Genomic DNA, 13,165 nt, shown 5'->3' on the forward strand with positions numbered 1-13,165 from the left:
TTCGCAGGAAACAGGCGAGAAAACAAGAGCACGCCCGCTCTTCGCCCCCGCGCCGCGAAGGTGTTTACGCACCTCGCGCAGGGGCCGGCGACCCGGCTTCGCGCCGCTTGAGGAGCCGGTCCACTGTCGCTAAGACGCGGGCATGGCGACTCGCATCGAAAAGGACAGCTTCGGGCCGATCGAGGTGCAAGGCGACCGCTACTGGGGGGCGCAGACGCAGCGCTCGCTCGAGAACTTCAAGATCGGCGGCGAGCGATTCCCGCGGGAGATGATCGCCGCGCTCGCCACGGTGAAAAAGGCGGCGGCGCTGGTCAACCGCGATCTCGGGCTGCTGCCGGCGGACAAGTGCGGGCTCATCGTCGCGGCGGCCGACGAGGTGATCGCGGGCGAGCTCGACGACCACTTCCCGCTGGTCGTCTGGCAGACGGGCAGCGGCACGCAGACCAACATGAACGTGAACGAGGTCATCGGGAACCGCGCGATCGAGATGAGCGGCGGCGTGATGGGCTCGAAGTCGCCGGTCCACCCGAACGACGACGTGAACCGGTCGCAGAGCTCGAACGACGTGTTCCCGACGGCCATGCACGTGGTCGCGGCGCTCCAGATCGAGCGCCGCCTGCTGCCGGAGGTCCGGCGGCTCCGCGACACGCTGGCGCGGAAGAGCGCGGCGTTCGCGGACATCGTCAAGATCGGCCGCACGCACCTGCAGGACGCGACGCCGCTCACGCTCGGGCAGGAGTTCTCCGGCTACGTGGCGCAGCTCGACGCGGGCATCGCCGCGATCGAGCGGGCGCTCCCGCCGCTCCACGAGCTCGCGCTCGGGGGCACCGCGGTCGGGACGGGGCTCAACGCCCACCCGGAGTTCCCCGCGAAGGTGGCGGCGAGGATCGCCGAGCTCACGGGGGCGCCCTTCGTGACCGCGCCGAACAAGTTCCAGGCGCTCGCGTCGCACGACGCCCTCGTCGCGGCGCACGGGGCGCTGAAGACGCTCGCCTGCAGCCTGTTCAAGATCGCGAACGACGTCCGCTGGCTCGCGAGCGGGCCGCGCTGCGGCATCGGCGAGATTGCGATCCCCGAGAACGAGCCGGGCAGCTCGATCATGCCGGGCAAGGTGAACCCCACCCAGGCCGAGGCGATGACGATGCTGTGCGCGCAGGTGCTCGGCAACGACGTCGCGGTCGGCCTCGGCGGGGCGAGCGGCAACTTCGAGCTCAACGTGTACAAGCCGCTCATCATCCACAACGTGCTGCAGTCGATCCGGCTGCTCGCCGACGGCTGCGCGTCGTTCGACGAGCACTGCGCGCGGGGCATCGAGCCGAACCGCGAGCGGATCGCCCGGAACGTCCGCGAGAGCCTGATGCTGGTGACCGCGCTGAACCCGCACGTGGGCTACGACAACGCGGCGAAGATCGCCAAGAAGGCGCACGCGGAGGGCACGACGCTGCGCGAGGCGGCGCTCGCGCTCGGGCTCCTCGACGAGCGGAAGTTCGACGAGGTCGTGAGGCCGGAGCGCATGATCGGCCCGTCAGCCGAGGAGGGGTGACGATCGGGGAGCGCGCGTCTCGCGCGCGGGAGCGCCGGGAGAAAGAGATTTAAGCGCCAAGGACGCCAAGCAGAGAGGAGTGAGAGAGAATTTGATACATTCTTGTTCTCGTTCTCTTGGCGTTCTTGGCGTCTTGGCGGTTGAATCTCTTCCCCTCATCATGCCCTTCTTCATCAGGGCGCCAGCACGACCTCGAAGAGCCCTCTCGGTAGCGACGCGAGATCGCGCGTCGGGTCGACGAGATCGCGGAAGGAACCTCCGTTCAGGGACGCGACGACCCTCGCGGTGACGACCGGCCGCACGCCGAAGGCCTCCTGCCAGCGGTCGGCGACGTGGTGCGCGAAGTCGACGATCATGTCGGGGCGCGTGCTCATCTCGCCGAGCTGGCGGTCCGTGAGCCACTCCTCGAGATCGAGCGACTCGCGCACGCCGGTCCTCGGATCCATCACCCCGATGTCGAGCTCGCTCACGTTCTTGTCGCGCAGCTTCATGCGCCACGAGAAGCGGTGCCCGGCCTCGTTCCAGGCGACGTCGCCTGGATAGAGCCAGTGACGGAGCGGCACGACGAGGTGGAGCAGGAGGTACGCGTGGAGCACCGCGAGCGGCAGGGAGCGCCGCCACGACGCCGCGGGGGAGGAGCCCGGGGAGGGGGAGGGGGCGAGGGCGGGACCAGGAACCGAGGCGCCGCCGCCCGCGCGGTCCGCGCGCCCGAACAGGAAGGGCAGGCGCCGCCTCGGCCACGAGGGATCGGCGAACAGCGCGAGCGAGGCGATCATCGCGTAGGGGAAGATCCCGATCTTGAACAGGAAAGCGTTGGAGAGGTTGAACGTCACCGCGATCGCCGCGCCGAACGGGAAGGTACGTCGGGAGAAGAGCAGGAAGCCCATCGAGAGGTCGATGAGCAGCCCTGCATACGAGAGCGCGAGCCCCGCTGCAGGCGAGGCGAGCAGCGGCCCCACGAGCGGCGCGCCGGCGTGCTCCGCGAGCCACATCGTGAGCGGCTGCCCGCGGAGCCAGTCGCCGTTCAGCTTCGCGACGCCGCCGTAGAAGTAGACGATCGCGATCTGGGCCTTCAGGGCGAAGAGGTGGAAGCGCGGCACGGTCTCCGTCGGCACGCTGGGCGGGGCGCCGGCCGTCGAGGCGCGCCGCGCGCGGAGGAGATCCAGCGAGAGCGCGCGGTGCGCCGGCGCGACGGCGAGCAGCAGGCCGAGGAGGCAGAGCAGATAGAGGTGGTTGAGGTACTGCGCCTTGTCGAGGAGGAATACATACGTGAGCGCGGCGCAGAGGAGCGCGGCGCTCACCCGGTAGAAGAGCCCGGCGGCGCAGAGGAGCGCGAGGACGAAGACGGCGGCGAAGTGCCAGTACATCCCCGTCCCGCCCCAGGGGCGGACGAAGGGGACGAAGCTGAAGAAGAAGCCGGGCTCGACGTAGTAGCGGGTGATCCGGTCGTGGAGGGCGTACCGGACGACCTCCCAGGCGATCAGGGCGCCATAGCCGACGCGGAAGACGGCGAGCGAGGCGGCGTCGACCTCGGCGGTGAGGTGCGCCGCCCAGCGCCGCGCGAGCTCACTTCCAGTGCCCGTGGCCGTGCCCGTGGTGGTGCTTGTGCTTGCCCTTGTGCTTTCCGTGCACGTGGACGACGTGGATTCGCCCGTCGTCATCGTCGTCGTCGTCGTCATCGTGGACCACCACCACGCCAGGAGCCGCCTTGACCTTCACGCCCACGTTCCACGTCGTCGCCACGACGACGTTCAGCGACGGCGCGCTCGGGCCGACCACCACGTGCACGCCGGGACGATAGCCGACGAGCACCACGTCGGCGTGGGTCGGGTGCGCCACGACGACCGTGAGCTTCACGGGGTTCACCTTCGCCGAGATCGTCCCGACGCAGTAGAGGCCGCCAGGGCCGGGGTTCAGCAGGATGAGCTCGGAGCCCGAGCCCACGAAGCCGAGCTTGATCTTGCGGTCGCCGACGGGGACCGGCTTGAAGTTGTCGTCGAGGACATACACCCTGACCTGGCCAGAGGCCTTGTCCGCGACCACCTCGATCGTGTCGTCGCCGACCACCTGGATGACCCCGCCGTTCGGGCCCGTCTTGCCCGGGGGGACGGGCCGTCGCTCGGCCTTCTTCGCGCCCTCGACGATGACCTTCGTGCCCCCCGCGGGCACGTGGAGCGTGCCGTTCCACGGCTTCCCGGCGACGACGATGTTGTATTTCACCTCGGTGAGGTCGGCCTCGAGCCTGGGCCCGGCCGCGATGAGGAGCCCTGTCTTCGCGTCGACCGCGAGCGGGATCTGCGCGTCGCCGTTCGGCCCTTTCCAGGTGAGCGTGCCGCTCACGTCCTTGTCGATAGGCCGGCCATCAGGCCCCTTCACGACCGCCCGCACGGCGCCGTCGGGCGCGAACTCCCACCCGACCGAGCCGCCGTCGTGCTCCTCCGTCAACGGCTCTTCGAGGGCGACCGGGGCCGCCTCGACCGACTCCTCGGTCACGGTGGCCTCAGCGCTGCTCTTGCACCCGGCCGCGAAGGCGCCGCCCGCGATCAAGGTGGTCAGCGCGACTACAGAAAGGACGCTCTTGGCGTGCATCACAAGCCTCCAAACGGGAGACGCTATCGCAAGGAGCCCCCGTGTGTCTGCTCGAACCGTCATGCTCGGACCACAAGGAGTGAGCCTGCGGCACATGATGTGGCAGGTTGTCGGTTGCGGGGGTCGGTGGCTCTGTGCGCAGCTCATCGCCGCCGTTCGGCCTGAGGCGCGGCCGCCTGCTCTCTTCGCGACCGTGGCGCGAGGACGGACGCACTGAACGGCGGGCGACCCCGGCGCCGCCGCCTCGGGGTCCCGCATGCTGCCGGCGAGGTGTCTCTGCACGTCGACGGTTGGGCGCCGGCTCGACGTTCTGGTACAGGAACAGCGTCATGCTGCGCGCTCTGGAACTCGTGGAAGTCGGCCCAGCCCCGGCGCTGCGCCTGGAGTTCGGCCGGCGGCTCAACGTGATGACGGGGGACAACGGCCTCGGCAAGAGCTTCGTGCTCGACGTGATCTGGTGGGCGCTGTCGGGTAGCTGGGCAGGGAGCCCGGCGTGGCCGCTGGGCGGAGCAAAAGAACCCAAGATATCCTATCGAATGGACGACGGCACCGGCAACACGTCGCGGTTCCGCTTCGAGTCCCAGGAGTGGAGCACGGCCGGCGTGCGGGCTCGCGCGATCGTGCTCTATGCGCGGGCGGATGGGTCCTTCGCCTTGTGGGATCCAGCTCGAAACCTCGATCCGGAGGACTACAAGCGACCGCGAGGATCAGGGCAGACCTCTCTGCACGCCAACGCCGACAGAGCGCGACGCCAGCCAGCGTATTTCTTCGATCCCGAAGAGATCATGAATGGCAAACTGCATCAGGGGAAGACCATCTGCAATGGTCTCATCCGCGACTGGGTGAGCTGGCAGGAGAAGAAGCCCGAGACGCAAGGCGGGCGAGCATTTCAGCACCTCTGTGAGACCCTCGAGCAGCTGTCCCCCAACCCACGGGGCGGCGCCGAGACGATCCTCGCGGGCAAGCCGGTCCGCCTCTTCGTGGACGACACGCGAGAATTTCCCACCATCGATACCGGCTACGGTGAGGTGCCCGTCATCCATGCTTCCGCCGGGATGCGCCGCATCATCAGCCTTGCGTACCTGATCGTATGGGCGTGGCACGAGCACGTCGAGGCGAGCCGCCTGCTGAAGCAGGAGCCCGTGAGCGAGCTCGTCTTCCTCGTGGACGAGATTGAGAACCACCTTCACCCGGAGTGGCAGCGTCGCATCGCTCCTGCGCTGCTCAGGGTGCTCGCTGCCCTCGCTCCATCGATGGACGTCCAGGCGCACATCACCACGCACGCGCCGATGGTCCTCGCCTCGCTCGAGCCCCACTTTGATTCCGAGCGGGACAAGCTCTTCGTGTTCGAGCTCGAAGCCCGCGCCATATCGCTGCGAGAGGTGCCCTGGGCGCGCTTCGGCGACGCTTCCCGTTGGCTCACGTCGCCAGCGTTCAACCTTCACCGCGCGCGCTCGGTCGAAGCGGAGCAGGCGATCGACGACGCGAGCGCGCTCATGCGCGGGGAGGAGCCTCGACGCGCCCGAACATGCGAGGAGGTCGACCGCGCGCTGCACGACACGCTCGCCGATCAAGATCCGTTCTGGCCACGGTGGCTGGCCTTCGTCGAGGAGCGCGGGACGTGATCCGGATCGAACACCTTCCGGAGCCTGCGAGCTTCGACGAGCAGGTGCGGTCGCCGGGCAACGCCTGCCTCGCCCAGCATCCTGACGCGCAGCCGGAGGCCATGCCGGCTCTCTGGCGCTCGATGGCGCATCCCCTCGCTGACGGGTTCAAGAACCGCTGCGGGTACTCGGCGATGTGGACCCGCCGGGGCACGGTCGATCACTACCTGAGCCGCTCCACGCACCCGGAGAAGGCATACGAGTGGGACAACTATCGGTTCGCGTCCGGAGAGATGAACAGCCGGAAGGGGACGTGGAACGACCGCGTGCTCGACCCCTTCGAGATCGAGGACGGCTGGTTCGAGATCCCCCTCCCTTCGCTCGAGCTCGTGATGATCGAGGAGCAAATCCCCATCAATCAGCGAGATCGTGCCCGCTTCACGCTGAAGAAGCTACGTTTGCAGGACGATGACGCCATCCTCGAGCAACGCCAGTCGTGGTACGACGAATTCCTCAACGGAGAGGTCACGCTCTCATGGCTCGCGAGGAAAGCTCCGCTGATCGGAAGGGCCGTGCAACGTCGCCTGGAAGATCTCGATCCGGCGACGATCGCCGACGAGCAGACGCATTGGCGATGGTTCCTCGAAGAGGACCTCACCCTGAAGGGCTTGCGCCGCAGGGCTCCAGGGCTGGCCGAGGCGGTCGACGCGGCGCTCCGGCGGCCTGACCGGCGGCGCGTGCGAGGCTGAGCGCCCGGCCCTTCCCCCGCGCATCTCTTCGGGCTAGCGTCGCCAGCGAGCCCGTCCTGCCATGTCCCAGCGCGTCTATGTCGGCCTCATCGGCTACGGCCTCGCCGGCGCCGTCTTCCACGCCCCGCTGATCCGGGCCATCCCTCGGCTGCGCCTGGCCGCCATCGCGACCCGCCGGGAGGGGCAGGTCATGGCCGACCACTCGGGCGTCGCCGTGCACCCGACCCCCGAGGTGCTGATCGCCGAGCCCGGGATCGACCTCGTGGTCATCGCCTCGCCCAACGAGACCCATTTCCCGCTCGCGCGCGCGGCGCTCGAGGCGGGCAAGCACGTGGTCGTCGACAAGCCGTTCACGATCACGAGCGCCGAGGCGGACGAGCTCATCGCGCTCGCCGCGCGCCGGGGCCGGCTCCTCTCCGTGTTCCAGAACCGCCGCTGGGACGCCGACTTCCTCACCGTGCGCCGCTGCGTCGAGCAGGGCCTGCTCGGCGAGGTGGCCTCGTACGAGGCGCACTTCGACCGCTTCCGCCCCGCCATCAAGCAAGGCTGGCGAGAGCAGGACTCGCCGGGCTCGGGCATCCTCTACGACCTCGGCGCGCACCTCATCGACCAGGCCCTCGTGCTCTTCGGCCCGCCGCGCGCGGTCACCGCCGACCTCCTGACGCAGCGGTCCGCGGCGCGCGCCGTCGACTACTTCCACCTCACGCTCGACCACGGCAGGCGGCGGGTCATCGTGCGCTCCTCGACGCTGACGCGCGAGCCGGGCCCGCGCTTCGCGGTCCACGGCGACGGCGGGAGCTTCCTCAAGCACGGGATCGACGGCCAGGAGGACGCCCTCAAGGCGGGCAAGCGCCCGGGCACGCCGGAGTGGGGGCGCGAGGACCCGCGCTGGTTCGGCACGCTGGTCACCGCCGACGGCGAGCGCCGCACGATCGAGACCCTGCCCGGCGCGTACGAGGCCTACTACGAGGGCATCGCCGCGGCGATCCTCGACGGAGCGCCGCCGCCCGTGCGCGCCGAGGAGGCGCGCGACGTGATCCGCATCATCGAGGCCGCGATGCGGAGCGCGGCCGAGCGGCGGACGATCACGCTGGATGACTGAACCGGGCGCCGCCGCCTCTCTGCGAGGCGGCGGCGCTGCTTCACATCGTCACATCGTTGCGGGAAGGATCAGCGCGCGGCTCAACGTGCCGCGGCGAGCGCCGCCTGCATCGCGACGCCCATCTCGGCCGGCGTGGCGGCCACCTTGGCGCCCGCCGCCTCGAGCGCCGCGATCTTCTCGGCCGCCGTGCCCTCGCCGCCCGCGATGATCGCGCCGGCGTGGCCCATGCGCTTGCCCGGAGGCGCCGCGCGGCCCGCGATGAACGCGGCCACCGGCTTCTTCATGTTCTGCTTGATCCACGCCGCCGCGCGCTGCTCGGCCGTCCCGCCGATCTCGCCGATCAGCACGACCCCGTGCGTGTCGGGATCCTGGTTGAAGAGCTCGAGCACGTCGATGAAGTCCATGCCGCCGACCGGATCGCCGCCGATGCCCACGCAGCTCGACTGGCCGATGCCGAGCGCGGTCAGCTGGCCGACCGCCTCGTAGGTCAGCGTGCCCGAGCGGGAGAGGACGCCGATGTGGCCCTTCTTGTGGATGTGGCCCGGCATGATCCCGATCTTGCACTCGCCCGGCGTGATCACGCCGGGACAGTTCGGCCCGATGAGGCGCGCCGGCTTGCCCTCGAGGAAGCGACGCACGCGCACCATGTCGAGCACCGGCACGCCGTCGGTGATGCAGATGACGAGCTTGCACCCGGCGTCGATGGCCTCGGTGATCGCGTCCGCGGCGCCGACCGGCGGCACGAAGATGCACGAGACATCGGCGCCCTCGTTGCGCACGGCCTGCTCGACCGTGTCGAAGATCGGCACCTTGTCCTCGAAGCGCTGGCCGCCGCGGCCGGGCGTCACGCCGGCGACGACCTTCGTCCCGTACTCGATGCAGGCGCGGGCGTGCTGCGAGCCGTAGGCGCCCGTGATGCCCTGGAAGACGACCCGCGTGTCCTTGTTGACGAGGATGCTCATCGCTTGATTACTCTACCTTCGACGTGGACTTCGACGTGGACAGGAGCTCGGCTGTCGCCGGTCGCTCGCTGCTCAACTGGGTTCGGGGCTCGGTGCTCGCGGGCGCCTAGGCGCCGGGTTGGGCCTTGCCGCCGCGCGTGGCGGCGACGATCTTCTGCGCGCCGTCGGCCATGGAGCTCGCCGACTGGATGGTCAGGCCGCTCTCGTCGAGCAGCTTGCGGCCGGCCTCGACGTTGGTGCCCTCGAGACGCACCACGAGAGGCACCTTGAGCCCGAGCTCCTTCGCGGCGGCGATGACCCCGCCCGCCACGACGTCGCAGCGCATGATCCCGCCGAAGATGTTCACGAAGATGCCGCGGACCCGCTCGCTCTGCAGGATGATCTGGAACGCGGTCTTCACCTGCTCCTGCGAGGCGCCGCCGCCGACATCGAGGAAGTTCGCCGGCCTGCCGCCGTAATGGAGGATGATATCCATCGTCGCCATCGCGAGCCCGGCGCCGTTCACGAGGCAGCCGATGTCGCCGTCGAGCGACACGTACGAGAGCCCGGACCGCTTCGCCTGGAGCTCGACCGGGTCCTCCTCGTCGACGTCGCGCAGCGCGTTCCACTCGGGGTGGCGGAACTCGGCGTTGTCGTCGAAGCTGACCTTCGCGTCGAGCGCGAAGACGTCTCCGGCGCCGGTCACGACGAGCGGGTTGATCTCGAGCAGCGAGCAGTCCTCCGCGGTGAAGCACGCGTAGAGCGAGGCCACGAGCTTGAGGAACTGGCGCTGCGTCTCCTTCGCGGTGAGCCCGAGCGCGATCGCGAGCTGCCGCCCCTGGTACGGGGCGAGGCCGAGCACCGGATCGATGAAGAGCTTGTAGATCTTCTCCGGCGTGCTGTGGGCCACCTCCTCGATGTCCATGCCGCCCTCGGTCGACGCGATCACCGCGATGCGGCGGCGCTCGCGATCGACGAGCATCGCGAAGTAGAGCTCGCGCGCGATGTCGAGGCCCTGCTCGATGTAGAGCCGGCGGACCTTCTGCCCCTCGGGGCCCGTCTGCTTGGTGACGAGCTGCATGCCGAGGATCTTCTCGGCGAGCGCGGTCGCCTCGGCGCTGCCGCCCTTCGCGACCTTGACCCCGCCGCCCTTGCCGCGCCCACCCGCGTGGATCTGCGCCTTCACGACGGTGACCGGGGTGCCGGTCTGGGCGATCAGCCGCTCGGCGATCGGCGCCACCTCGCTCGCCTGGAAAGCGGGCTCCCCTTTCGGTACCGGTACCCCGTAGCGGGCGAAGACCTGCTTGCCTTGATACTCGTGGATTTTCATGAGAGGGGCCGCCACCCTATCACAAGGGCGAGCCCGGGCTAGACGCGAAAGAGGGGCGACGGCGTCGCGGGCGTGGGGGGCGTAGCCGCTCAGGGAATGATCGTAACGATCGGTAACGCTTGGTTACGGTCGGTCACGGTCGGTCACGGTCCGGCGCGCTCTTCCGGGCCCAACGGAGCCAACCCGGATGATTCCTGGAAACATACGAAACCTTCCGCGCCGTGGTCTCGTCACTTGGCGGCGTAAGGCGGCGGCTCGGGCCGGCGGAGGGCCACCAGGGCGAAGAGGCCGGGAAGGATGTCGTCCTCGACCCGGGAAGCCTTGCCTTCGAGGCTGATCTTGAGCTCGTCGAACGGCGAATAGGTGAGCCCGGCGCTCGCGGAGAGGCTCGGCTGCGGCGCGAAGAGGAACGCCGAGAGCGCGCCCCCGGGCTCGTGGAGACCCTGGACTCGAACGAGCGGATGGATTGCCATCGTCGGAAGGATGTTGGCGATGAACTCGCCTCCGACCCACGGCTTCAGCTTCGTCGCCCCGGCCTCGTCCGGCAAGCCGACCAGCCCCACGCTGCCGTCGATCGACACGGTCAGCGCCTCGGCCGGATAGAGCTCCAGGGCGACGACCGCCGAGTAGAAGTCGATCGTCGGGTAGAACGCGACGCCCGACCAGGTCGACCAGAGCGCCTGCATGGTGGTCAGGCCGGCGCCGAACGTCGGCGCGTTGACGTCGAGGTCGAAGCCGCCGAACACGTTGACCTCGTACCCTTCGCCGAGCACGAGCCCTGGCTCCACGCCGAGCATCCGGCCCGGCACGGTGCTGATCATCGTCGAGTACGTCGGGAAGTAGTTGACCCAGTTGTCCCAGTCCTCGATGCCAATCGCGTGCGTGATGATGCCGAGCCGGAGGTGGTAATCCTCCCGGCCGATCTGGAGCATCGCCCACTCGGGAGGGCCGATCTTGAGCTCCGGCGCCGGCAAGGACCACTCGGGGTAGACGAACGCCGGCAGGCCGAACGCCGGCAGGCCGAGCGGCGCCGAGGCGGCCTGCATGTCGAGATCGAGCCGGAAGTAGAGCGAGTCGCTCGCGATCCGGAGCCCGACCTCGGCCTGCGCGAAGGCGTCGAGGCGGTGGGTCCCCGGCGGGTCGCGGTGGACGCCCGCGACGACGCTGGTCCCACCTCCCACCCACGTGTCGATGTCGGCCGGCAGCGCGGCGAATAGCGATAGCAGCGGGGCCTCCTCTCCGGTCTCCGGTGGCGTCTCCGGTCGCGTCTTTCCTCGATCAGCGAGCGGCGATGGCGAGCGCGGGGTCGCTCACCGCTGCACGCTGGCCGTCGCGGCCCGCAGCCGCTCGACCAGCGGGCGGACATCGTCGCTCCGCAGCTTGTACGAAGCGCGGTTCGCGATGAGCAGCGTGCTCACCTCGGTCACCGTCTCGAGCACCTCGAGGCGGTTCTCGCGCAGCGTGGCGCCCGTCTCGACGATATCGACGATGAGGTGAGAGAGCCCGACGAGCGGCGCGAGCTCCACCGACCCGTGGACGGGGATGATCTCCGCCACCACGCCCTTGCTCGCGAAGTGGTCCCCGGCGATCCGCGGGTACTTCGTGGCGACGCGCGGCAGATCCGGGATCGGCGTCTCCTCCGGCCCCGCCACGACGAGGCGGCAGCGGCCGATCCCGAGATCGAGCGGCGTGTAGAGGTCGTGGCGGCGCTCGAGCAGCGTGTCCCGGCCCGAGACCCCGAGATCCGCGGCGCCGTACTCGACGTACGTGGGCACGTCGTCCGGCTTCAGGAACACGTACTGGAAGGCGCCGTCCGCCGTCGGTCGGACCAGGCGGCGGTCGTTCTCCTGGAGCGGCGTGCTGTCGAGGCCGGCGCGCTGGATGAGCGGGATCAGGTCCTTCAGGATCCGGCCCTTGGGCACCGCGATGGTGAGCGGCTTCTTCATCCGGCCCGCCCCTCGACGCGGACCGTGTCGGCGCCGAGCTGCGCGAGCTTGCGCTCCATGAACTCGTAGCCGCGATCCAGGTGGTAGACGCGCAGCACCTCGGTCTCGCCCTCGGTCGCCACCAGCCCGGCGATGACGAGCGAGGCGCTCGCGCGCAGATCCGTCGCCATCACGGTCGCGCCCGACAGCGGCGCGCCGCCGTGGACGTGCGCCGTGTGGCCGTCCACGTCGATGTGCGCCCCCATGCGCGAGAGCTCGGGCACGTGCATGAAGCGGTTCTCGAAGATCGTCTCCACGATCCGCGACGTGCCCTGCGCGAGGCACATCAGGACCATGAACTGCGCCTGCATGTCGGTCGGGAAGCCCGGGTGCGGCGCGGTGGTGACGTCGACGGCGCGCAGCGGCCGCCCCTCGCGGCGGACGCGCACGCAGTCGCCCTCGCGGCCCACCTCGACGCCCGCCTGGCGCAGCTTGGCCGCGACCGCCTCGAGGTCCTCGAGCGGCGCGTTCTCGATCAGCACGTCGCCGCCGGCCGCGGCCGCCGCGACCATGTACGTGCCGGCCTCGATCCGGTCGGAGATGATCGCGTGGTCGAACGGCTCCAGCTCGTCCGCGCCCTCGATGTGGATGACGTCCGTGCCGGCGCCGCTCACGCGCGCGCCCATCTTGTTGAGCACCCGGCCGAGCTCCTCGACCTCCGGCTCGCGCGCGCAGTTCACCAGCGTGGTCCGCCCCTTGGCGAGCGCGGCGGCCATCATCAGGTTCTCGGTGCCGGTCACGGTCGGCAGGTCGAACACGACCTCGGCGCCGCGCAGCCGCTTGCACTCGGCGACGATGTAGCCGCGCGACAGCCGGATCGTCGCGCCGAGCGCCTCGAGGCCCTTGAGGTGCTGGTCCACCGGCCGCGTCCCGATCTGACAGCCGCCGGGGAGCGACACCTTGGCGCGGCCGAAGCGCGCGAGGAGCGGGCCGAGGACCATGACGCTCGCCCGCATCTGCTTGACGAGCTCGTACGGGGCCTCGGGCCGCACGTTGTCGCCGGCCCCGACCTTGACGATCGGCGGCGCTGTCTCGACGTTGCGGCCGAGGAAGCGGAGCAGCGCCGAGGTCGTGTCGATGTCGCGCAGCGCGGGCACGTTGCGCAGCAGGCTCTCGCCGTCGGAGAGCAGCGTCGCGCAGAGGATCGGCAGCGCCGCGTTCTTCGCGCCGCTGACGCGGATCTTGCCGGACAGCGGCTTCCCGCCCCGGATCCGGATGGAGTCCATGCCCCCGCTATCGCACAACCCGCAGCGGAACGCGATGTTTCGGGCATCCGCGCGCTCCGTCACGGCCGGCCGTCGCGCCGGCGCCCTCCGTCGACG

The 13,165-nt window shown here is 69.9% G+C and carries 11 protein-coding genes; 4 read left to right on the forward strand and 7 right to left on the reverse strand.

All coding sequences use genetic code 11. The features are described 5' to 3' along the window. Positions 1-142: 142 nt before the first annotated feature. Positions 143-1,543 (forward strand): class II fumarate hydratase, encoded by a 1,401-nt coding sequence (gene fumC / locus WME85_RS52685; protein WP_437833374.1) that lies wholly within the window; start codon positions 143-145, stop codon positions 1,541-1,543. A gap of 173 nt (positions 1,544-1,716) precedes the next feature. Here fumC and WME85_RS52690 read toward each other — a convergent pair whose 3' ends face one another. Both WME85_RS52690 and WME85_RS52695 read right to left on the reverse strand, forming a co-directional pair. After that, positions 1,717-3,222, reverse strand: coding sequence for an HTTM domain-containing protein (locus WME85_RS52690; RefSeq protein ID WP_437833377.1), 1,506 nt, complete (start codon positions 3,220-3,222; stop codon positions 1,717-1,719). After that, positions 3,110-4,132, reverse strand: coding sequence for a hypothetical protein (locus WME85_RS52695; protein WP_437833380.1), 1,023 nt, complete (start codon positions 4,130-4,132; stop codon positions 3,110-3,112). Before WME85_RS52695 ends, WME85_RS52690 begins: the two co-directional genes overlap by 113 nt. Positions 4,133-4,461: 329 nt before the next feature. On the opposite strand from WME85_RS52695, the gene WME85_RS52700 reads away from it, so the two are divergent. The 3 genes from WME85_RS52700 (at position 4,462) to WME85_RS52710 (ending at position 7,587) form a co-directional block, all read left to right on the forward strand. Beyond that, positions 4,462-5,757, forward strand: a complete 1,296-nt coding sequence (locus WME85_RS52700; RefSeq protein WP_437833383.1) for an AAA family ATPase — start codon at positions 4,462-4,464, stop codon at positions 5,755-5,757. After that, on the forward strand, positions 5,754-6,485 hold the full coding sequence (locus tag WME85_RS52705) for a hypothetical protein (protein ID WP_437833385.1): 732 nt from the start codon (positions 5,754-5,756) through the stop codon (positions 6,483-6,485). Before WME85_RS52700 ends, WME85_RS52705 begins: the two co-directional genes overlap by 4 nt. Positions 6,486-6,546: 61 nt before the next feature. Continuing rightward, positions 6,547-7,587, forward strand: coding sequence for an oxidoreductase (locus WME85_RS52710; protein WP_437833387.1), 1,041 nt, complete (start codon positions 6,547-6,549; stop codon positions 7,585-7,587). Between the two features lie 80 nt (positions 7,588-7,667). Here WME85_RS52710 and sucD read toward each other — a convergent pair whose 3' ends face one another. The 5 genes from sucD to murA all read right to left on the reverse strand — a co-directional run bounded on the left by sucD (position 7,668) and on the right by murA (position 13,069). Continuing rightward, positions 7,668-8,549 (reverse strand): succinate--CoA ligase subunit alpha, encoded by an 882-nt coding sequence (gene sucD, locus WME85_RS52715; RefSeq protein ID WP_437306698.1) that lies wholly within the window; start codon positions 8,547-8,549, stop codon positions 7,668-7,670. 106 nt (positions 8,550-8,655) lie between these two features. Next, positions 8,656-9,858: an ADP-forming succinate--CoA ligase subunit beta gene (sucC, locus tag WME85_RS52720; RefSeq protein ID WP_437833391.1), complete on the reverse strand. Its 1,203-nt coding sequence runs from the start codon at positions 9,856-9,858 to the stop codon at positions 8,656-8,658. A 230-nt stretch (positions 9,859-10,088) separates the two neighbouring features. After that, positions 10,089-11,039 carry a hypothetical protein gene (locus WME85_RS52725; RefSeq protein ID WP_437833394.1) on the reverse strand — a complete coding sequence of 317 codons (951 nt, stop codon included), beginning with the start codon at positions 11,037-11,039 and terminating at the stop codon, positions 10,089-10,091. Positions 11,040-11,168: 129 nt separating this feature from the next. Continuing rightward, positions 11,169-11,804 (reverse strand): ATP phosphoribosyltransferase, encoded by a 636-nt coding sequence (hisG, locus tag WME85_RS52730; RefSeq protein WP_437306701.1) that lies wholly within the window; start codon positions 11,802-11,804, stop codon positions 11,169-11,171. Next, positions 11,801-13,069 carry a UDP-N-acetylglucosamine 1-carboxyvinyltransferase gene (gene murA, locus WME85_RS52735; RefSeq protein ID WP_437306702.1) on the reverse strand — a complete coding sequence of 423 codons (1,269 nt, stop codon included), beginning with the start codon at positions 13,067-13,069 and terminating at the stop codon, positions 11,801-11,803. Before murA ends, hisG begins: the two co-directional genes overlap by 4 nt. Positions 13,070-13,165 lie beyond the last annotated feature (96 nt).

The sequence above is a fragment of the Sorangium sp. So ce1153 genome (assembly GCF_051521595.1).
Taxonomy (GTDB): Bacteria; Myxococcota_A; Polyangia; order Polyangiales; family Polyangiaceae; genus Sorangium.